At 43.2% G+C, this 19,870-nt stretch carries 15 protein-coding genes and 3 pseudogenes; 4 read left to right on the forward strand and 14 right to left on the reverse strand.

What is annotated here, in order from left to right; translation table 11 throughout:
* Nucleotides 1-421: 421 nt before the first annotated feature.
* From glmS to FTV29_RS10085, 9 genes are all read right to left on the reverse strand, one after another.
* Nucleotides 422-2,260 carry a glutamine--fructose-6-phosphate transaminase (isomerizing) gene (glmS, locus tag FTV29_RS10045; RefSeq protein ID WP_180075474.1) on the reverse strand — a complete coding sequence of 613 codons (1,839 nt, stop codon included), beginning with the start codon at nt 2,258-2,260 and terminating at the stop codon, nt 422-424.
* Nucleotides 2,261-2,272: 12 nt separating this feature from the next.
* On the reverse strand, nt 2,273-3,637 hold the full coding sequence (gene glmU, locus FTV29_RS10050; protein WP_180075475.1) for a bifunctional UDP-N-acetylglucosamine diphosphorylase/glucosamine-1-phosphate N-acetyltransferase GlmU: 1,365 nt from the start codon (nt 3,635-3,637) through the stop codon (nt 2,273-2,275).
* 20 nt (nt 3,638-3,657) lie between these two features.
* Nucleotides 3,658-4,179 carry a phosphatidylglycerophosphatase A gene (locus FTV29_RS10055; RefSeq protein WP_100535393.1) on the reverse strand — a complete coding sequence of 174 codons (522 nt, stop codon included), beginning with the start codon at nt 4,177-4,179 and terminating at the stop codon, nt 3,658-3,660.
* Nucleotides 4,157-5,074, reverse strand: coding sequence for a thiamine-phosphate kinase (thiL, locus tag FTV29_RS10060; RefSeq protein ID WP_180001352.1), 918 nt, complete (start codon nt 5,072-5,074; stop codon nt 4,157-4,159). Before thiL ends, FTV29_RS10055 begins: the two co-directional genes overlap by 23 nt.
* Before the next feature lie 18 nt (nt 5,075-5,092).
* Nucleotides 5,093-5,542, reverse strand: coding sequence for a transcription antitermination factor NusB (nusB, locus tag FTV29_RS10065; protein WP_004728813.1), 450 nt, complete (start codon nt 5,540-5,542; stop codon nt 5,093-5,095).
* 4 nt (nt 5,543-5,546) lie between these two features.
* A complete protein-coding gene (ribE, locus tag FTV29_RS10070) occupies nt 5,547-6,017 on the reverse strand; it encodes a 6,7-dimethyl-8-ribityllumazine synthase (RefSeq protein WP_004280926.1) in 471 nt (156 codons plus the stop codon).
* Between the two features lie 18 nt (nt 6,018-6,035).
* Nucleotides 6,036-7,151, reverse strand: a complete 1,116-nt coding sequence (gene ribBA, locus FTV29_RS10075) for a bifunctional 3,4-dihydroxy-2-butanone-4-phosphate synthase/GTP cyclohydrolase II (protein WP_180075476.1) — start codon at nt 7,149-7,151, stop codon at nt 6,036-6,038.
* A 405-nt stretch (nt 7,152-7,556) separates the two neighbouring features.
* Nucleotides 7,557-9,068 (reverse strand): aldehyde dehydrogenase family protein, encoded by a 1,512-nt coding sequence (locus tag FTV29_RS10080; protein WP_180050399.1) that lies wholly within the window; start codon nt 9,066-9,068, stop codon nt 7,557-7,559.
* 347 nt (nt 9,069-9,415) lie between these two features.
* Entirely contained in the window at nt 9,416-10,378 is a 963-nt protein-coding gene (locus FTV29_RS10085) for an alpha/beta hydrolase (RefSeq protein ID WP_159138732.1), read from the reverse strand.
* A 366-nt stretch (nt 10,379-10,744) separates the two neighbouring features.
* Here FTV29_RS10085 and FTV29_RS10090 point away from each other — a divergent pair, with 366 nt between their 5' ends.
* Entirely contained in the window at nt 10,745-12,445 is a 1,701-nt protein-coding gene (locus FTV29_RS10090) for an NAD-dependent malic enzyme (protein WP_180001350.1), read from the forward strand.
* 269 nt (nt 12,446-12,714) lie between these two features.
* On the opposite strand, the gene FTV29_RS10095 is transcribed toward FTV29_RS10090, so the two are convergent.
* Both FTV29_RS10095 and FTV29_RS10100 read right to left on the reverse strand, forming a co-directional pair.
* Entirely contained in the window at nt 12,715-12,951 is a 237-nt protein-coding gene (locus FTV29_RS10095; protein ID WP_005173763.1) for a VF530 family DNA-binding protein, read from the reverse strand.
* A 115-nt stretch (nt 12,952-13,066) separates the two neighbouring features.
* Nucleotides 13,067-13,255: pseudogene (locus FTV29_RS10100) on the reverse strand (type II toxin-antitoxin system HipA family toxin); the annotation flags it as partial.
* A 472-nt stretch (nt 13,256-13,727) separates the two neighbouring features.
* Here FTV29_RS10100 and FTV29_RS10105 point away from each other — a divergent pair.
* Both FTV29_RS10105 and FTV29_RS10110 read left to right on the forward strand, forming a co-directional pair.
* Nucleotides 13,728-14,479, forward strand: a protein-coding gene (locus FTV29_RS10105) for an IS5 family transposase (RefSeq protein WP_373683608.1) whose coding sequence is annotated in 2 segments (ribosomal slippage) — nt 13,728-13,959 and nt 13,959-14,479 — 753 coding nt in all. Because the reading frame shifts where the segments join, the coding sequence is not laid out codon by codon here.
* 30 nt (nt 14,480-14,509) lie between these two features.
* Nucleotides 14,510-15,543: pseudogene (locus FTV29_RS10110) on the forward strand (hypothetical protein).
* A 48-nt stretch (nt 15,544-15,591) separates the two neighbouring features.
* Here the strand turns inward: FTV29_RS10110 and FTV29_RS10115 are convergent.
* Nucleotides 15,592-15,900: a helix-turn-helix transcriptional regulator gene (locus tag FTV29_RS10115; protein ID WP_005173768.1), complete on the reverse strand. Its 309-nt coding sequence runs from the start codon at nt 15,898-15,900 to the stop codon at nt 15,592-15,594.
* Between the two features lie 354 nt (nt 15,901-16,254).
* Between FTV29_RS10115 and acnA the strand changes: the two genes are divergently transcribed.
* Nucleotides 16,255-19,011, forward strand: coding sequence for an aconitate hydratase AcnA (acnA, locus tag FTV29_RS10120; RefSeq protein WP_180075477.1), 2,757 nt, complete (start codon nt 16,255-16,257; stop codon nt 19,009-19,011).
* A gap of 267 nt (nt 19,012-19,278) precedes the next feature.
* Here the strand turns inward: acnA and FTV29_RS10125 are convergent.
* Both FTV29_RS10125 and FTV29_RS10130 read right to left on the reverse strand, forming a co-directional pair.
* A pseudogene (locus FTV29_RS10125) lies at nt 19,279-19,541 on the reverse strand (helix-turn-helix domain-containing protein).
* Nucleotides 19,501-19,863 (reverse strand): MbcA/ParS/Xre antitoxin family protein, encoded by a 363-nt coding sequence (locus FTV29_RS10130; RefSeq protein WP_159138894.1) that lies wholly within the window; start codon nt 19,861-19,863, stop codon nt 19,501-19,503. Before FTV29_RS10130 ends, FTV29_RS10125 begins: the two are co-directional and overlap by 41 nt.
* Nucleotides 19,864-19,870 lie beyond the last annotated feature (7 nt).

A 19,870-nucleotide genomic window follows, 5' to 3' on the forward strand; every position in this document is an offset into this window, starting at 1 on the left:
CATCCTTTGTTGTGCATAAGTATTTGTTTTTATTGGTTCCAAAATTATATTGTATTTATTAAAGTATCATACTATAGGCAGGGCTAGTCTAAATTTAATCCTATCAAAATAAAAAAAAGTTTCATACCTATATGAGAGTAATAAAGTTTCATCCTTTGTTGTGCATAAGTATTTGTTTTTATTGGTTCCAAAATTATATTGTATTTATTAAAGTATCATACTATAGGCAGGGCTAGTCTAAATTTAATCCTATCAAAATAAAAAAAAGTTTCATACCAAAATTACAAAATACTGAAAATAATGAATATATTTTCTTTATTTTGAAAATTCGTATGAAACTTTATTACTAAGTATGATTATTTATTACCTAGTATTTAACTTTATTACTCAAAAACATTCCCCAGCCCTGATTCAATTTTAATTATTCTACCGTAACCGATTTTGCCAGATTACGTGGCTGATCGACATCTGTACCACGCAGCACTGCCACATGATAAGACAGTAACTGCACCGGGATGCTATATACAATCGGTGCCAAGACAGCATCGACTGCCGGAATATGTACCACATGCTGGCGCTCTTTGGCTTTAATACCACTATTTTCATCGGCAAAGACAAACAGTTCGCCACCACGTGCCTGAACTTCTTCCATATTGGATTTCAGTTTATCCAGCATGTCATCCTGCGGCGCCAGAATCACCACCGGCATGTCATTATCCACTAGGGCCAATGGACCATGTTTCAGCTCACCTGCCGCATAACCTTCGGCATGAATATAGGAGATTTCTTTCAGCTTGAGTGCACCTTCCAGTGCGATCGGGAAATGCGTACCACGGCCCAGGAACAGGCAATGCTGTTTTTCTACGAACAGCTCAGAAAGACCTAAAATCTCATTATCATGACGCAAGGTATCCAGAATCACTTTAGGCATATGCCAAAGTCCAGTGGTGATTGCCGTCATGTTTTCTGTAGAAATCGTATTTTTCACAGAACCGATTTTCAGTACCAGCAGCATCAATGCAGCAAGTTGCGTGGTAAAAGCTTTGGTTGAAGCCACACCGATTTCAGGGCCAGCCAGGGTCAACAGGCTATGCTGAGTTTCGCGTACCATTGATGAAGTGGCCACGTTACAGATGGTCATCGTGGTGATATCCAATCCTTTGGCAGCGGCACGTTTCTGTGTATCACGTAATGCAGCCAAGGTATCGGCAGTTTCACCGGATTGGGAAATACACACATAGAGTGTGTGATTCACAATAACTGGCGTGCGATAACGGAATTCGCTGGCAATCTCGACCTGACAAGGCAGATCAATCAGCTGTTCAAACCAGTACTTGGCGATCATGCCGGCATGGTAGCTGGTACCGCAGGCAATAATCTGGATTTGCTGAATTTTTGCGAAGTCTTGTTCTGCACTGGCAAGGAAGTCTTCGCGCAGGTCATTGCCATTTAAGGCTTGAGAAATGGTCTGTTTGATCGCTTCAGGCTGCTCATAAATTTCTTTGAGCATGTAGTGCTTATATTCACCTTTAGAGGCATTGCTGACCGCAGCATCCAGTTCCTTGACCGGACGATCGACCAGCTGACCATCGACGAAAACTTCAATCGTGCTGCGGGTCAAACGCGCAATATCACCTTCTTCCAGGTAGATAAAACGGTTGGTAATCGGGAGCAGCGCCAGCTGGTCAGAACTGATAAAGTTCTCGCCAATCCCCACACCAATGACGAGTGGCGAACCTTCACGTACGGTAATAAGTTCATCCGGATGATCTGTATGCACGATACCTAGGGCATAAGCACCTTTGAGTTGTGGTACCACCTGGCGCACAGCTTCCATTAAGCTGGGGGTGGATTTCAGGGCGTCATTGATCAGATGTGCAACCACTTCTGTATCGGTCTGTGAAGTAAAGACATAACCCAAAGCTTCAAGATCATCTTTGAGTTCTTGATAGTTCTCAATGATCCCGTTATGAACCACTGCCACATTTTCAGAAATATGCGGATGGGCATTTTCTTCAGTCGGTTTGCCATGGGTTGCCCAGCGTGTATGTGCAATGCCAAGTGAGCCGCTGATCTGTGATTCATTCACGGCCTGTTCAAGGTTCGCGACCTTGCCGACACGACGTTCACGCAGGACCTGGCTATTGTTGATGAGTGCCAAACCTGCTGAATCATAACCCCGGTATTCCAGGCGTTTTAAGCCTTCAATCAAAATATTGGTAATGCTACGTTCTGCAATGCCACCGACGATACCACACATATTTATTCCCCCTTATTTCTTGATTTTTTGCGGACGTGGATAGTTTTCTTTGGCAAATTGCTTAGAACGTTCTACCGCCAAACTGTTGTCTTCCACATCACGAGTAATCGTCGAGCCTGCACCCACTGTAGCACCATTGCCAATTTTCACAGGTGCAACCAATGAACTGTTCGAACCAATGAAAGCCTGATCACCAATGATGGTTTTAAATTTATTCACACCATCATAATTGCAGGTAATGGTACCTGCACCAATATTAGAACCGGCACCGATTTCAGCATCCCCGAGATAGGTGAAGTGGTTGGCTTTAGAGCCTACGCCAATTGTGGTATTTTTCACTTCTACAAAGTTACCGATATGCACCTCGGCAGCAAGCTTCGCACCCGGACGCAGTCGTGCAAAAGGTCCAATTTGGGTATCTTCCCCAACGATGGCGCTATCGAAAATGCTATATGGCTGAACCTTGGTCCCAGCTGCAATCTTGGTATTCTTGATAATACAGCCAGCGCCAATTTCAACGTTGTCGCCCAGCTCGCAATCACCTTCGATGATGACATTGATATCAATCTGTACATCTTGACCGACAGTTAAATTACCACGCAAATCAAAACGGCTCGGATCAATCAGATGTACACCTTGTTGCATTAGCTGTTTGGCTTGATAAGACTGGAACTGACGCTCTAAAGCAGCGAGCTGTACACGGTCATTTACCCCTTCAACTTCAAAAGCCTGCTCAGGTTCTACCGATGCAACTTGCATACCATCTGCCAAAGCCATCGCGACAATATCAGTCAGGTAATATTCACCCTGCGCATTGTCATTGCTTAAATTTGGCAGCCATTCATGTAATTTAGCATTGCTGACGGCATAAATACCGGTATTGATTTCCTTGATCTGACGTTGCTCGTTCGTTGCATCTTTATGTTCAACAATGGCCTGAATCTGACCATTTTTACGCACGATGCGACCATAACCACTGGCATCTGGCAGGGTAAGGGTTACCAGACCAATGCCGGTTGCTGTAGTGGCATCGAGTAATTTTTGCAAGGTCACAGGATTAATACAGGGTACATCACCGGAGAGGATCAGTGATACGCCATCTTGAGGCAGGACAGGTAAGGTCATTTGCACTGCATGACCGGTACCGAGCTGTTCAGCCTGTTCTACCCATTTAATAGCGTATTGTGCAAATGCTGACTGAACCTGGTCACCACCATGACCATAAATGGTAATAATATTATCTGCGTTTAATTTTTTTGCCGTTTCAATGACATGACCCAGTAAAGGACGTCCTGCAAGGGGTTGTAATACTTTCGGTAAGCTAGAGCGCATGCGCGTTCCTTTACCTGCAGCAAGAATAATAACAGTCGTTGACATGTTCTAATCCTAAATATGGCTTATGCCACGATGAAGTAAAAATAAAGCAAAATACAAAGAGCAGCCCAAAGGCCGGCAATAATGTCGTCCAGCATGATGCCGAAGCCACCGTCCACTTGACGGTCAATGACCCGGATCGGCCAGGGTTTCCAGATATCAAATAATCTGAACAGGGCAAAACCGACCAGCAACCATAACCAGTTCATCTGACCTAAGTAGATCAGGGGTAAAAATGTGATGGATTGTCCGGCAAATTCATCCCAGACAATGCGTCCATCATCATGTACGCCCATGACCTTGGCTGTGTGGCCACAAATATATATGCCAATCAGGGACATGATAGCAATGGCAAAAACACTGTTTAGAAAACCAAGATGCAGCCAAATCGGGATAAATAAAAGTGCAAAAGCCGAACCAAAGGTACCAGGTGCTTTAGGTGCCAGACCGGAACCAAAACCAACCCCACTAAAGACAATCAGTCGGTCGATCCATGACATGGCTTTAAAATTGATCGCAGGTTTATGCAAAATGTTGATACCCATTAAATTGAAGCAAATGATCTACGCCATCTTTTTCAAAAGTTAAGCCGTGCTGCTGCTGAATTGTGCCGACTATACTAATCGAAACATCAAGTTGTTTTTGCAATAATTTTTCGTAATTTTGCGGGCTTATTGTAAAACATAATTCATAATCGTCGCCACCGGCCAGTGCATATTGCCATTTTTGTGCTTCACTTAAGGCCTGCAGGGCAGGATTGATCGGTAAGTGTTCCAGTTGTAGCTTGGCACCGACTTGCGAGGCTTTGAGAATATGTCCAAGATCTTGGGCCAAACCATCCGAGACATCAATCATGCTATGCGCCAAACCTTTTAAGGCGGCACCGAGCTGACAGCGTGGCGTCGGATAGTCCAGACGTTTCTGTAGCGGATGACCTAAATGATTTAAGGCAAAAGCAGCATCGCCGACAGTTCCACTGACACAGATCAGATCACCTGGTTTTGCACCTGAGCGTGGCACCGCTTGGCCAATATCGACCCAGCCTAAGGCTGTCACAGATAAAGTGAGATGCGGACTTTGGGTGGTATCACCCCCGATTAAACTCACGCCAAATTGATCGCAACAATCATATAAACCCTGACTAAAGGCTTTGAGCCAGTCATGATCAATTTGGGGTAGGCTCAATGCCAGAAGAATACTATGCGGTTTTGCACCCATCGCGGCAATATCGGAAAGATTAACAGCAACCGATTTCCAGCCAATCGCATGCGGATTTGTATCGAGAGGAAAGTGTCGTCCAGCAACCAGTGTATCGGCACAGATGACCAGTTGTTGCTGAGGTGGAGGGGTGAGCAAGGCTGAATCGTCACCGACGCCTAAATCGACAGAACGGGTATTCTTGCGATTGAAATAGGTGTCGATAATCGAAAATTCAGCCATACAACAATTCGACTTTAATTAGTTGGCTTGTTGCTTTTCTGCTGCACGTAAAGTTGTCGCTAAACGATCCAATACACCGTTGATGTATTTGTGGCTGTCGGCACCGCCAAAATGTTTAGCCAACTCGATCGCTTCGTCTAGAACCACACGATATGGAATCTCAAGATGTTCTTTGAGTTCATATGCACCAAGACGAAGGGTCGCAAGTTCAACACCATCCAGTGCTGAAAGTTCACGATCGAGTACCGGAATTAAGAGCGCATCCAATGCTTCATGATTGGCAACCACTTGAGTCAACAATTCATGATAATAGCTCAGATCCACTTTATGCATGGCATTTTCCACACGCGTACGTGCTTCAATCTCATGCACCGGATTGTGGCTCATTTGCCATTCATAAATTCCTTGTACAGCAAAGCGACGTGCTTTACGTTTTGCTGCATAAGTTGCTTGAAGTGTTTGCGACATAGCGTTAAATAGCCTTTAACAAGTTAACCATTTCAATCGCAGTCAGGGCAGCTTCGCTACCTTTATTGCCTGCTTTTGTTCCAGAGCGTTCAATCGCTTGTTCAATACTGTCCGTAGTGAGTACACCGTTAATGACAGGTAAGCCAGTGTCCAGGCCAACCACGCCTAAACCTTTGGCACATTCGCCTGCAACGAAATCGAAGTGAGGCGTGCTACCACGAATCACGGCGCCAAGCGCGATGATGGCATCGAAACGATCTGAAGCTGCCAGTTTTTTCGCAACTACAGGAAGTTCCCAGGCACCAGGGGCATGAACAACAGTGATATTATCCTCTGATACACCATGACGTTTCAATGTATCAATGGCACCTTCTAACAGATGTTCAACCACAAAGCTGTTAAAACGACCAACTAAAATCGCATAACGGTCTTCGTTCGCGAGATGTAACATACCTTCAATACGGCGAACTGCCATAGCAACCTCGATGATTTCTTAAGATGTTTGTTGTGCGGTGATGTATTCCACCACTTCTAAGTTAAAGCCTGATAGTGCATTGAAGCGCAATGGAGAGCTGAGCAGCTTCATTTTTTCAACGCCTAAATCACGCAAAATTTGTGCACCGACACCAATGGTCTGATACTGCTGAGACAGTGCAGCATTTGATTTTACATTTTTTGGTGCATTTAAGGTATCTAAAGCCGGACCCAAATCCTGTAAATGACGTTGCCCAATCCAGACCAGTACACCACGATCACTATTGGAAATTTCTTTTAGTGCACGGTCTAAATTCCAGGCCGGTTCGCCGTCCTGTTTTTTCAGTTTGAGCAAATCACGGGTCGGATTAAAACCATGTACACGAACGGTGGTCACGCCTTGTTTAGGCTCGCCTTTGACCAGGGCCAAATGAATATCCGGGTTGCCCAGTTCACGATAACGATATAAATCAAATGTGCCGTATTCAGTGTCGAGTTTTTGATGATCGAGACGCTCAACCGTTTGCTCATTGGTCATGCGGTAATGAATCAGGTCGGCAATGGTGCCAATTTTCAAACCATGCTTTTCAGCAAAAACTTCAAGATCCGGACGGCGCGCCATGGTGCCATCTTCATTGATGATTTCACAAATCACCGAAGCCGGTTCCAGTCCTGCTAAACGAGAAAGATCACAACCTGCCTCGGTATGCCCGGCACGGTGCAATACGCCACCCGGCTGCGCCATCAGCGGGAAGATGTGTCCTGGCTGTACAATATCTGCCGGTTTGGCATGAGCAGCCACCGCAGTTTGAATCGTGTGCGCACGTTCAGCCGGTGAGATCCCGGTAGAAATACCTTTGGCTGCTTCAATTGACAGGGTAAAATTGGTTCCATGCTGGGCACCGTTTGCATCGACCATCAAAGGCAGATTCAACTGCTGGCAACGCTCTTTGCTTAAAGTCAGGCAGACCAGACCACGTGCATGGGTGATCATGAAGTTGATGTCTTCAGGACGTACGTGCGTGGCAGCAATCACTAAGTCGCCTTCATTTTCACGATCTTCATCATCCATCAGGATGACCATTTTTCCTGCACGGATATCTGCTACAAGCTCTTCAACAGTATTGAGCGGCATCAACCTTCACCTTCTTTTTTGATCTTGATCAGACCGAATCATGACATTATTGGGTACATAGTCTAACGCTTTTTAAGCAATTTTGCCTATGCTTATTAGTTTCCCTATAGTGGTTCAATGTTATACACAGTCTTGGGAATCATGAAAAGCCGACTTTAAATGAAAGCCAGGGCTTTATGCAGGTTTTTTGAACAGTTAAAATGCATAAAAAATGAAAAACTTAGGCGAAGTCCTTCTAAGTTAAAGTATTAATTTGTTTTTTTATACAGTTTTATTCCTGTTTTTGTGATTTTCAGGCTTTTATTTTGCTGGTCAACGATCAAGAGCAGAAAAATTTACCAGATATTAAAAAACTTGAATAAAACAAAAAAGCGAACCGCAGTTCGCTTTTGAGAAAATTCATACTTAGAAGAAACCAGCCGGTTTGGTTGAATAACTCACCAGCAGGTTTTTGGTCTGTTGATAATGATCCAGCATCATTCTGTGATTCTCACGGCCAATCCCTGATTTTTTATAGCCACCGAAAGCCGCATGTGCAGGATAAATATGATAACAGTTGGTCCAGACCCGACCCGCTTGAATCGCGCGTCCTGCACGGTAAGAGGTGTGTGCTGAACGTGACCACACACCTGCTCCTAAACCATAAATAGTGTCATTGGCGATTTTAATGGCATCATCAAAGTCCTTAAATGTCGCCACCGCCAGCACCGGCCCGAAGATTTCATCCTGAAAGGTTTTCATGTCATTGGTGCCTTTGAAAATGGTCGGTTCAATATAAAAACCTTGTCCCACTTCCTGACGTGCTTCACCGCCGGTCAGAATTTGTGCACCCTCTTCGCGGCCAGTAGCAATACAGCCTAAGATTTTATCCTGCTGTTCCTGCGAAGCTTGTGCGCCAATCATGGTGTCGGTGTCGAGTGGATGGCCGGTTTTAATGCGTTGCACCCGTTCTACCGCACGCGCCAGAAACTCATCGGCAATACTTTCCTGCACCAAGGCACGAGAAGGACAGGTACAGATTTCACCCTGATTCAGAGCAAACATGGCAAAGCCTTCCAGTGCCTTGTCCAGATAATCATCTTCCTGATCCATAATGTCGGCAAAGAACAGGTTCGGTGACTTTCCGCCAAGTTCCAGTGTTACCGGAATAATATTCTCGGTGGCGTATTGCATGATTTGCTGACCGACTGCGGTTGAACCGGTAAAGGCAATCTTGGCAATGCGCGGATTGGTCGCGAGTGGACGACCGACTTCGATACCATAACCATTGACAATATTCAGTACACCCGGCGGCAAAATGTCCTGAATCAGTTCAGCTAAAACTAAAATGCTGACCGGGGTTTGTTCCGCAGGTTTCAGCACGATACAGTTGCCTGCTGCCAAGGCAGGTGCGAGTTTCCAGGCCGCCATCAGGATCGGGAAGTTCCACGGAATGATTTGACCCACCACACCCAACGGTTCATGGAAATGGTAGGCAATGGTATCTTCATCAATCTCGGAAATGCCGCCTTCCTGAGCGCGGATACAGCCGGCAAAATAACGGAAATGATCAATACATAGCGGAATATCGGCCGCTAAGGTTTCACGGATCGGCTTGCCGTTGTCCCAGGTTTCTGCCACCGCCAGCAGTTCCAGATTTTGTTCCAGACGATCTGCAATTTTTAGCAGGATATTGGAACGGGTGGTGGGCGAGGACTTATTCCACTGTGCTTTGGCCTTGTGCGCTGCATCCAGGGCCAATTCGATGTCTTCTACAGAAGAGCGCGGCACTTTGGTAAAGACTTTGCCATCTACCGGAGAGATATTGTCAAAGTATTCGCCTTTGACTGGAGCGACCCATTCGCCGCCAATGAAGTTGTCGTATTGGGCTTTAAATTGAATTTTTGCACCGTCAGTATTGGGGTCTGCATAACGCATAATCTATTCCTTTATATGATTGTTATTGGTACATGCTGACCCTATTTTCTCAATTGAAAATGCTACAGTTTCAGCAGTCAGCTCTACTATAAAGAGGGAAAAAGACAGGTGGTGCTTTGATTACACGCTTGCTACAAAAGACAACATTTGGAATATGAAGTATAGGAATTAAATTTTATATTTAATCGAAGCTTATCCTAAGAAATAAGCATTTAACTGGTGCTTAAAAAATCGAAGGATTCATGTATTTCTGATGGTTGCGGATTACATTCAAGAGGGCCATTTTACTCAATCAAAACACTCAACAGAAAACAGGAGCCTAAAATCATCTTTCCTGTTTGCCGGCATTATAATCCTTTGCTGTTGAGCCATTGAAACAGCTGCTGGTAGACCTGTTCACGTACAGATTTGTCTGAAAGCACCAGATCGTGTAAACCATTCTGAATGCTTTGAACCGTGACATCAGCTTTAATTTTTTTGGCATATTTCTGAATGTCTTTAACTCCCAAAATCACATCACTAGTTTGCGCTGCCTTGCCCCATTTTTTGGGATATAAAGTCTGATGCGAATGCATGACCAGAACCGGAATATCGAGTTCGATGCCGCGATGAATTTCTTTTTGTGCTTCATAGATGGCACGAATAAAACTGATCCGTACCCTTGGGTAGCGGGTCTTTTTCCAGTCCAGACTGAAGTCCCATTCACCTTTTAAATCCTTGTGCAGACTGGTGGCATACCATTTATTTAACTCACTCGGAAATCTAAGGTCGGGAAAAATTTTCGCCAGTTTGCTTAACTGCGGGATGCCGAGCGCACGTTTTATCGGATTCATATTAAAGTTATAAAATGGACTGTTGACCCAGAGTGCTTTGATTAACCGATGATTAGGGTGATGTGCCGCGAACAATGTCGTGATGAGGCCGCCGGTAGAATGACCACAGAGCAGGGCAGCATCATGGCCCTCGCTTGCGATAATATCCAGTGCCTGGCTAATTTCTGCATCATATTCAGACAGCTCATGCACATTATAATAGTTCTGATGCGGCAGAATCGAACGGCCATATTTTCTTAAATCCAGCGCATAAAAATCAAAACCTTGCTGATTAAAGCGTTCCGCCATTTCAGTCTGGAAGAAATAATCAATAAATCCGTGAATATACAAAACTGCTTTAGGAGTAGGCTGCGCTGCTTTTTTACGTATCAGGGTTGCTACAACTTTGCCCTCATAGTCATCTGGAAAGCTCAAGGTGGCTTGCTCATAGCCGATGCCTAAAATATCAGCTTGATAAAGGGGCTGGAATTCACTCATTTTTATACTCATTTATATTATTGAATTTATACTTTATCCTTGATGAGCTTTAACTTTTTGTCAAATCAATCTTCTGCCTTAGCAGTATGAAAAAGATCAACACTATTTAAATAGGCCATAACCCATTTTAAATCAGTGAGATTTTAAAATAGAACAAGCATTTTTGATGGATAAAAGAAATTTATTACAAAATTAACCAAAATCTCTCCTATCACGCTACGTTATCAGATTATAAAATCCTGCTAAAAGTATTATCAATTTACTAAATACCCCAAAAGGCTAAAATCAGGATAGGCTATATAAAATAACGATAGTGATGTCATTGTTTTCGGCGAAGTGCCGAGGATTGATTAGAAGAGTTAAATAATGCCCAGAGAAAATTTGAACAGTAAACGCCCTTTATATATTCCGTATGCCGGAAATACCTTATTAGAACTCCCGTTACTCAATAAAGGTTCTGCATTTACTGAAGAAGAGCGCAGAAGCTTTAATTTGCATGGTTTAATTCCTCATGTGACCGAGACCATCGAGGAGCAGAGTCAGCGCTCTTATCAGCAATATTGTGCTTTTAATAGTGATATCAACAAGCATATTTATTTGCGTAATATTCAGGATACCAATGAAACCCTGTTTTATCACCTGATTGAAAATCACCTTAGCGAGATGATGCCGATTATTTATACCCCGACTGTAGGGGAGGCATGTCAGCGCTTTTCTGATATTTATCGCCGTCATCGCGGGATCTTTATTTCCTATCCGGATCGCGATCAGATCGAGCAGATTATTCACAATATTAATAAAAAGAACGTGAAAGTGATTGTGATTACCGATGGCGAACGCATTTTGGGTTTAGGCGATCAGGGGATTGGCGGAATGGGGATTCCGATTGGTAAATTGGCGCTCTATACTGCCTGTGGTGGAATCAGCCCGGCGTATACCTTACCGATCACTCTCGATGTCGGCACCAATAATCAGCAATTGCTGAATGATCCGATTTATATGGGCTGGCGTGAACCGCGGATCAGCGGCGATGAATACTATGCTTTTGTCGAAATGGTGATTCAGGCCATTCAGCAGCGCTGGCCGGATGCATTGATTCAGTTTGAAGACTTTGCGCAGAAAAATGCCATGCCTTTGCTGGAAAAATACCGTGATCGCATCTGCTGTTTTAATGATGATATTCAGGGAACCGCTGCGGTTTCGGTCGGAAGTTTAATTGCCGCTTCACGTGCAGCAGGCAAGCAGTTGAAAGATCAGGTGGTGGCATTTCTGGGGGCCGGTTCAGCTGGTTGCGGGATTGCGGAACAGATCATTAAACAAATGATTGCGGAAGGCTTGAGCGATAGCGAAGCACGTGCACGGATATTTATGGTTGACCGCTTTGGTCTGATCACTGAAAATCAGCCAAATTTACTGAATTTTCAGCGTAAATTGGCACAGCCTCTTGAACATGTAGAAAGCTGGGCAGATGCTGAAGCCATGATTTCATTAACAGATGTCGTGAAGCATGCTAAGCCAACAGTACTGATTGGGGTTTCGGGGCAACCGGGATTATTCACGCAGGAAGTGGTTGAAGCTATGGCTGAGAATAGCGTGCAGCCAATTATTTTCCCTTTATCCAATCCGACTTCACAGGTAGAAGCAGTACCGGCAGATATCTTGCAATGGACTAAGGGTAGAGCGCTGATTGCCACAGGTAGCCCCTTTGCACCGGTGAATTATCAGGAAAAAATCCATCATATTTCACAATGCAATAATTCTTATATTTTCCCCGGAATTGGGTTGGGGGTGATTGCTTCGGGTGCGAAGCGTGTTACAGATAATATGCTGATGGCTTCTAGTAATGCTCTGGCGGATTGTTCGCCTAAGTTGCAAGACCCACAAGCGGATTTATTGCCAAGTCTCGATCATTTGCAGTCTATTTCAAAGCAGATTGCATTAAAGGTAGCCCTTGCTGCCATTGAGGATGGGGTGGCGCCTAAAGTAAGTATTGAGGACTTGCAGTTAGCGATTGAGCATAATTTCTGGACACCGCAATATCGTGATTATCAGCGGGTCACTTTCTAATTTTAAATGAAGACAAACTCTGACTAAGCACTCGTTTTGGGCTGGTCAGCGTTTATTGGTTAAAATAGGCAATGCCTAAAAAAAGCCCCGATCTTTCGATCAGGGCTTTTTTGAATCTGGAGCGGGAAAGGAGACTCGAGCTCTCTGATTCCAATCTCGATAAAGTCGCTGAGATTTATTTTATTAAATAATATTAATTTTAAATATATGATTTAATGTAAAATATTTTACTGACTGGTATAATTTGATGATAAGAGAGGAGCCTGGGTCTACGGTTTCTGTTTTGCCTTTTGGCGTAAGACGTACAAATATAAGCTTTCTACTTTTTCACGTGCCCATGGTGTGGTACGCAAGAATCGTAATGATGATTTAACACTTGGGTCTATGCAAAAACATCTAATTTCAATTTTACGACTTAAACCTTCAAAGCCACCGTAGTAATCCAATAATTCATCCAAAATGTCAGCAAGTTTTTTGCCGTGTAAAGGGTCATTGGGGGTGTTCATAATAGATCAATCGTATTTTGGGTGGCCATTATTATAACCTGAGCTAATTGGAAAACTAGAGCGTTTGAATGTAGGTAATGATGGACTGAATAGCCACCAAAATTCTGGAGCATGCCCAGCAATTGGGTGAGGCATCATATATATGACTTGGTAATCCCATGTGCTGTGTAGGAAAGTTTTTTCTTAATGGGTCACCTTTTAATGGGAGTAGGTACGAGGAGCGTTCTAAACCTTTACGGATCGCTTCAGCACTGTATTCAAAGGCAATTAATGGTCGACCTGTGATTGCTGTTGAGGAGACCAGTGTACCCCAAAGCCAATATTCACCCCATCAATTATAGTAAGCATTAAGTTTTTTGAGCGGGGATTTATTTCGAGATAAAGTCGTTCTTTACGAAGCCTCTCACATAAAACGCAACAACTTCTTCAGGTTTTTCTGAATCTTAAATCCATAATATTGGGTCTTATGTTCAGATATGGCTATTAAGCCACAAAATAATGGAGTTATAAAATGTGTCGGTTGATCGATGCAAAGGTGCTTTATTGGATGATTAGATCCTATTAGATTAAAGAAGTCTAATTAGACATTTACAATCTAATGGAATCTAATACAATCTATAGCAATAAAGAATCATTGCTGAGTAATTAAAATGAGTAGCATCTTCAATGACCCTTGGCATTTTCCACGTACAGAACTAGGGCGTGTCCTCATTTGAAGAATTGGTTTTAAATATTTAAAATCCTCCTTTAAGCTCTCTTCATTTCTAGATTTCTCAATGGCACGTACTCTTCTCACTGATGATATTTGGCAGCAAATTCAAGATACTATGCGATTACATGGGTGTTACTGTTCAAAAAACAGTAGAAATATCATGGAAGCCATCTTGTGGAAACTACGTACCGGTGCGACCTGGCGTGATATTCCTCAAGAGTTTTGTCCTTGGCAAACTGCTTACAATCGCTTTAATCGCTGGGCAAGTAAGGGATTATGGGATAAATTTTTTTTAAGTTACGAGGCATTCTGGATCAAGAATGGGTATTCATTGATGGAAGCTACATACGCGTGCATCAACATGCAAGTGGAGCTCGGCATGGTTTCGAAAGAGCAATTGGACAATCACGCGGTGGACGAACAACAAAAATACATCTTGCAACCGACGCGAATGGATTACCGATTGATTTTAAAATCACTGGGGGTGACGTCCACGACAGTCAAGTTGCAAAACAACTGATTGATTGTGTCGGTGAGGCAACTTATCTGATTGCTGACAAGGGGTATGATGCTGAGCACATTAGAATCTGTGCCCAGAACAAGAATATGATTCCCATTATTCCGTTGAGATCAAACAGTAAAAGATCGAATCAGGAATTTGATAAATATCTATATAAATTAAGACATTTAGTTGAGAATATGTTTGCAAGATTAAAACATTTCCGTGCTATTGCAACTCGATTTGATAAACTCGCACGCAATTATAAATCTATGATCTGTATAGCCTGTATATTTATTTGGTGCAAAGCCAAATGAGGACACGCCCTAGCTAAACAAATTTTAGGCATGTTTGAGACTGGACTAAACACCTAGCTAGTTCTCTGACTTTTTTTGCCCCACGCCGGATGGGAAAAACTGAATTTTTACGAAAAGATATTACGCCCTTAGCAGAACAGCTTGGATGGCGCGTTTTTTATTTCAGTTTTTTAGATGCAGGCCTGCATAGTGAAGGACAGTTTGTAAAAGCTCTTGATGAGTTTTCACAGCAAAATGGCTTGATTGGTAAAGACAATCATTGGATTAAAAATATTGGCTCTTTAAGTACAGAGGTGGCAGGTGTAAAAGCCGAAGTGACTCTTGCACAAGGGCAAGTGAATTCCAGTATTTTATCTAGTATTACAAAACTGGCTCAGCAGGGTAAACCTATTTTATTGCTACTTGATGAGATTCAGGCTTTAGCTAGTTCAAAATATAAAACAACTATTGCCAGTTTGCGTACTGCTTTAGATATGCATAAAGAAACGATAAAGGTAATTTTTACTGGTTCAAGTCGAGAGGGCTTGAGACAAATGTTTTCTGTGAGTAGTGCTCCATTTTTTCATTATGGGCAGAATTTACCTTTTCCAAATCTAACAAAAGCATTTACAGATCATCTGGCAGATGTATTTAATCAAACAACAGGACGTAGTTTGGATAAAGAAATTTTATGGTGTGCTTTTTTAGATATGAAGCAAAGTCCTCAACTGGTGAGGTCATTGGTTGAGCGTTTAGCATTAAACCCAATGCTGGCTATAGATTTTGCAAAGGAACAGCTTATAGCCGATACAATGGGGCACCGTGACTTTTCAGGATTATGGGGAGAGTTTAAGTTATTAGAACAGTTGCTCTTAAAAGCCATAGCTGAATCACAAGTTGAACTTTATAGTATTCAATTTAGACAGCATCTTGCTGACTCCATCGGTGTAGACAGCATTGCAGTATCAAGTATTCAATCTGCCCTACGTTCTTTATCAAAAAAACAAATTATTTTTAAACCAGAAAATGGTACTTATGAAATCGAGGATGCTCTTTTTAAAGAATGGATTATGGATGAAGCATAAATTTTTTAATAATGGTCAGTACCCGGTAAAATACCTCGTTAAGAGGATTCATGATTCCTCATCTCCGAGAAGACCCTTCCATGGGTTGGTCATTAAGTCATCCTGATCTTCGATCGTGATTTTAATTTCATCATTCAATAATTGTCTGATTAAATGAACTTTATCATCTGGAATGAGCATCAGTTGAGCATTTAATCCTGCCGCGATAATTTCTAAGGTCTCTAATCGTGGATTGCCCTGACTTTCCAGTTTTTGGTACTGCTGTCTTGAAATGCCTGTACGGGATTGCATATTAACTTGCTTTAAGCCCAATAGGGTTCGTCTTTTTTTGATTTGCTGAAGTAAAGATTCATTTATTGTAGACACATTTATTTCTTTTAGGTTCTATAAGAAATATATTAGTTTCTTTTTTAAAGCAATTTATCATTTCGATCTGTAAAACAGCCCTAGCTACGTAGTGATCTGAAATCACTCTGAAAATACGCGGTTCAATTTAACTTATCTCCTTACGGAATTGGCAGAAAGATTGTCGATGCCGGATCTGAACTGTCGACAACTCTCTGGCAAAAATTCCTGGCAGCCCTGCATTTAACTGCCTAGCACAATCCGATAATAAATAATAACAAACCCGCCGCGCAGTTGGCATACAGTAAGTAAAGAAGTGGTGGACTGTGATCATAAAAATAACATCTCAAGCCGGAGGTAAACTAGATGGCCAAGTATAGTGATATCAATAGTTTTAATACCTTAGAAACATTGACCGTCGGTTCAGAACACTATCAGATTTTCAACCTGTCCAAATTGCAAGCGCAATTGGGCGACCTGTCCCGGCTGCCAAAATCTTTAAAAGTCTTGCTGGAAAATTTACTACGTTTTGAAGATCAGCTCACGGTGAAAACCGAGCATATTCATGCGCTGGCAGGGTGGTTAAACAACCAAACCTCAGAACAGGAAATCCAGTATCGTCCGGCACGGGTCCTGATGCAGGATTTTACCGGTGTTCCCGCAGTGGTTGATCTTGCCGCGATGCGTGCAGCGGTGGCCAAAGCTGGTGGTGACCCGGAAAAAATTAATCCGTTGTCACCGGTGGATTTGGTCATCGATCACTCGGTGATGGTCGATTACTTTGCCAGTCCGCAAGCTTTTGAGCAGAATGTCGCAATTGAGATGCAACGCAATGGCGAGCGCTACCAATTTCTACGTTGGGGGCAGGCTGCGCTCAATCAGTTTCGCGTGGTGCCGCCAGGAACCGGGATTTGCCATCAGGTTAATCTGGAACATCTGGCACAAGTAGTTTGGAGCAATGAGGTCGATGGGCAGCGCTTTGCCTTTCCTGATACCTTAGTCGGTACCGATTCACATACCACCATGATCAATGGCTTAGGCGTGTTAGGTTGGGGAGTAGGCGGCATCGAAGCGGAAGCGGCCATGCTGGGCCAACCGATCTCCATGCTGATTCCAGAAGTGATCGGCTTTAAGCTCATAGGTAAACTCAAAGAAGGTATTACAGCAACTGATCTGGTGCTGACCATTACCCAGATGCTTCGCCAAAAAGGCGTAGTTGGAAAATTTGTCGAATTTTATGGCGATGGTCTGGCCGATTTACCCTTGGCTGACCGTGCCACTATTGCCAATATGGCACCCGAATATGGCGCTACCTGTGGCTTTTTCCCGGTTGATGAGGTAACGCTTTCCTATTTACGTTTAACCGGACGTCAGCCGGAAAGAATTGCCTTGGTAGAGGCCTATAGCAAGTTGCAAGGATTATGGCGTAATCCGGGGGATGAACCCGTCTTTACCGACACTCTGGCTTTAGATATGTCGACAGTAGAAGCCAGTCTGGCGGGTCCGAAACGCCCGCAGGATCGTGTGCTATTGTCGCAAGTGCCAAAAATCTTTCATGCCTTCATGGATCTGGCCTTGAAACCGGTCAAAGAAGAAAAAGAGCGTCTGGAAAATGAAGGAGGGGGAGGTACGGCTGTTGAAGCGAAACAGGCCAACCTGCCACATGAAAATGCTTTTTGTATGATTGATGGTGAAAAATATCCGTTGCAGCATGGTGATGTAGTGATTTCAGCCATTACCTCCTGTACCAATACCTCGAATCCCAGTGTCATGTTGGCAGCAGGCCTATTGGCCAAAAAAGCAATCGAAAAAGGTTTGCAGCGGAAACCTTGGGTGAAAAGTTCACTGGCTCCAGGTTCCAAAGTGGTCAGCGATTATCTTGATGCAGCAGGGTTGACGCCTTATTTGAATCAACTGGGTTATAACCTGGTGGGTTATGGTTGCACTACCTGTATTGGTAATTCGGGACCTTTACCTGAAGTGATTGAAGAAGCTGTGCAATGTTTTGATTTGAATGTAGCTTCAGTGCTTTCCGGAAACCGTAACTTTGAAGGACGGGTGCATCCTTTGGTGAAAACCAACTGGCTCGCCTCGCCACCCTTAGTAGTTGCCTATGGTCTGGTCGGGAATATTCGAACTGATCTCACTGCTGAGCCGATAGGTGAAGGTTTTGATGGCCAAGCAGTTTATTTAAAAGATATCTGGCCGACACAGATGGAAATTGATGCCGCACTACAGAACGTGAATACCGAGATGTTCCAGAAAGAATATGCGGAAGTGTTTGAAGGCGATGCCAAGTGGAAAGCGATCCAGATTCCACAAAGTCAAACCTATGCTTGGGATGAACAATCAACCTATATCCGGCATCCTCCCTTTTTTGCAAAAATTGATCAGCCGGTGCGACCAATTCAGCCGATCAAACAGGCACGGATTTTAGCTATATTAGGCGATTCAGTCACGACGGACCATATTTCCCCGGCGGGTAATATCAAAAAAGATAGTCCGGCCGGCCGATATTTGCAGCAACAGGGGGTTGAGGTAAAAGACTTTAACTCTTATGGTTCCCGCCGTGGCAACCATGAAGTGATGATGCGAGGTACCTTTGCCAATATCCGCATCAAAAACGAAATGCTGGGTGGCGAGGAGGGTGGCAATACCCTGCATATTCCAAGTGCAGAAAAACTCTCGATTTATGATGCGGCAATGCGCTATCAGGCAGAACAAACCCCACTCGTAATGATTGCTGGGAAAGAATATGGTACCGGTTCTTCACGTGACTGGGCGGCCAAAGGCACCAACCTGTTGGGGGTGAAAGCGGTGATTGCTGAAAGTTTTGAGCGGATTCACCGTTCCAATCTGGTTGGCATGGGGGTGTTACCTTTACAGTTTGTAGAGGGTCAAAACCGGCAGATCTTGAACCTAACGGGCCATGAAACACTGTCAATTTTAGGCTTGTCTGATGATATTCATCCGCATCAAATGCTGAAAGTAGATGTGCAACATACCGATGGTACGTGTAGCCATTTTCAAGTGTTGTGTCGTATTGATACCTTGAATGAGGTGGAATACTTTAAGGCCGGTGGTATCTTGCACTATGTCTTGCGCAATTTGCTCGCTTCCTAAATTGAATTATGAAAGCCCGATACCTACCACAATGCCGGTCAGTTAAGAATTGAAAAACTAAAATTATGCTCAATTAAGACATAAATTTAGATCAATTTAAATTCAAATATAAGGAAATTTAGATTTTTTTTCATCCAAATTTCCTTAACTGACTGGTATTAATCTTTTGATGGGTCTTTTCATAATCTAATGGAGAGCGCTGACCATTGGAACTATGCCTACATTATTAGGTGTAGATATCAAATGTGAACATAGATCTAATCTAATTTATTCATCATATTCCGCAAATATTTCTTCAATTTCATCCCATTGGGGCAAGTTAAACTTTTTTTATTCACTTCGAATTGTAAACCCATGCCATCAAGCACACGTTCAAATATGTCAAATGAACCTGTAAAATGACCATTCTCTATCTCTGAAATTGTTGTTTTATTCACTTTAGTCTTTTCTGAAAGACTTTTCTGTGTATAGCCTAATAATTTGCTTATCTTAAAGTTTAGCCCGAAGACCTTCCACCAATTGTAAAACAGAGGCCAATCCCTGAGGGTTCTGAATCTGTTCTATTGGAATGCCATTCATCAATTTATTGGGTGATTTCATAAAATGCTGCATCCAGGCTGTATCCCCACCTGTCAGAGCATCTAATGATGTGGTAATACGGATTAAAGTGAGGGCGATTTCTCCCTGTTTTGAAGTGGGATCTAATTCAAGAGAAGTTAAAGCTTTCACCGAATCTATACTGAGTATTAAGGCTAGTTGATCCTGTGCAAGACCAAGTCGTTCAGCAGCAGCTAAGACTGCCTTAGCTAATATCATTTTCTGTTTTGCAGTTTTTTCTGATGTTGTATGCATGATCGAT

Origin of the sequence: Acinetobacter sp. YH12254 (assembly GCF_013417415.1) — a bacterium.
Taxonomy (GTDB): domain Bacteria; phylum Pseudomonadota; class Gammaproteobacteria; order Pseudomonadales; family Moraxellaceae; genus Acinetobacter; species Acinetobacter pseudolwoffii.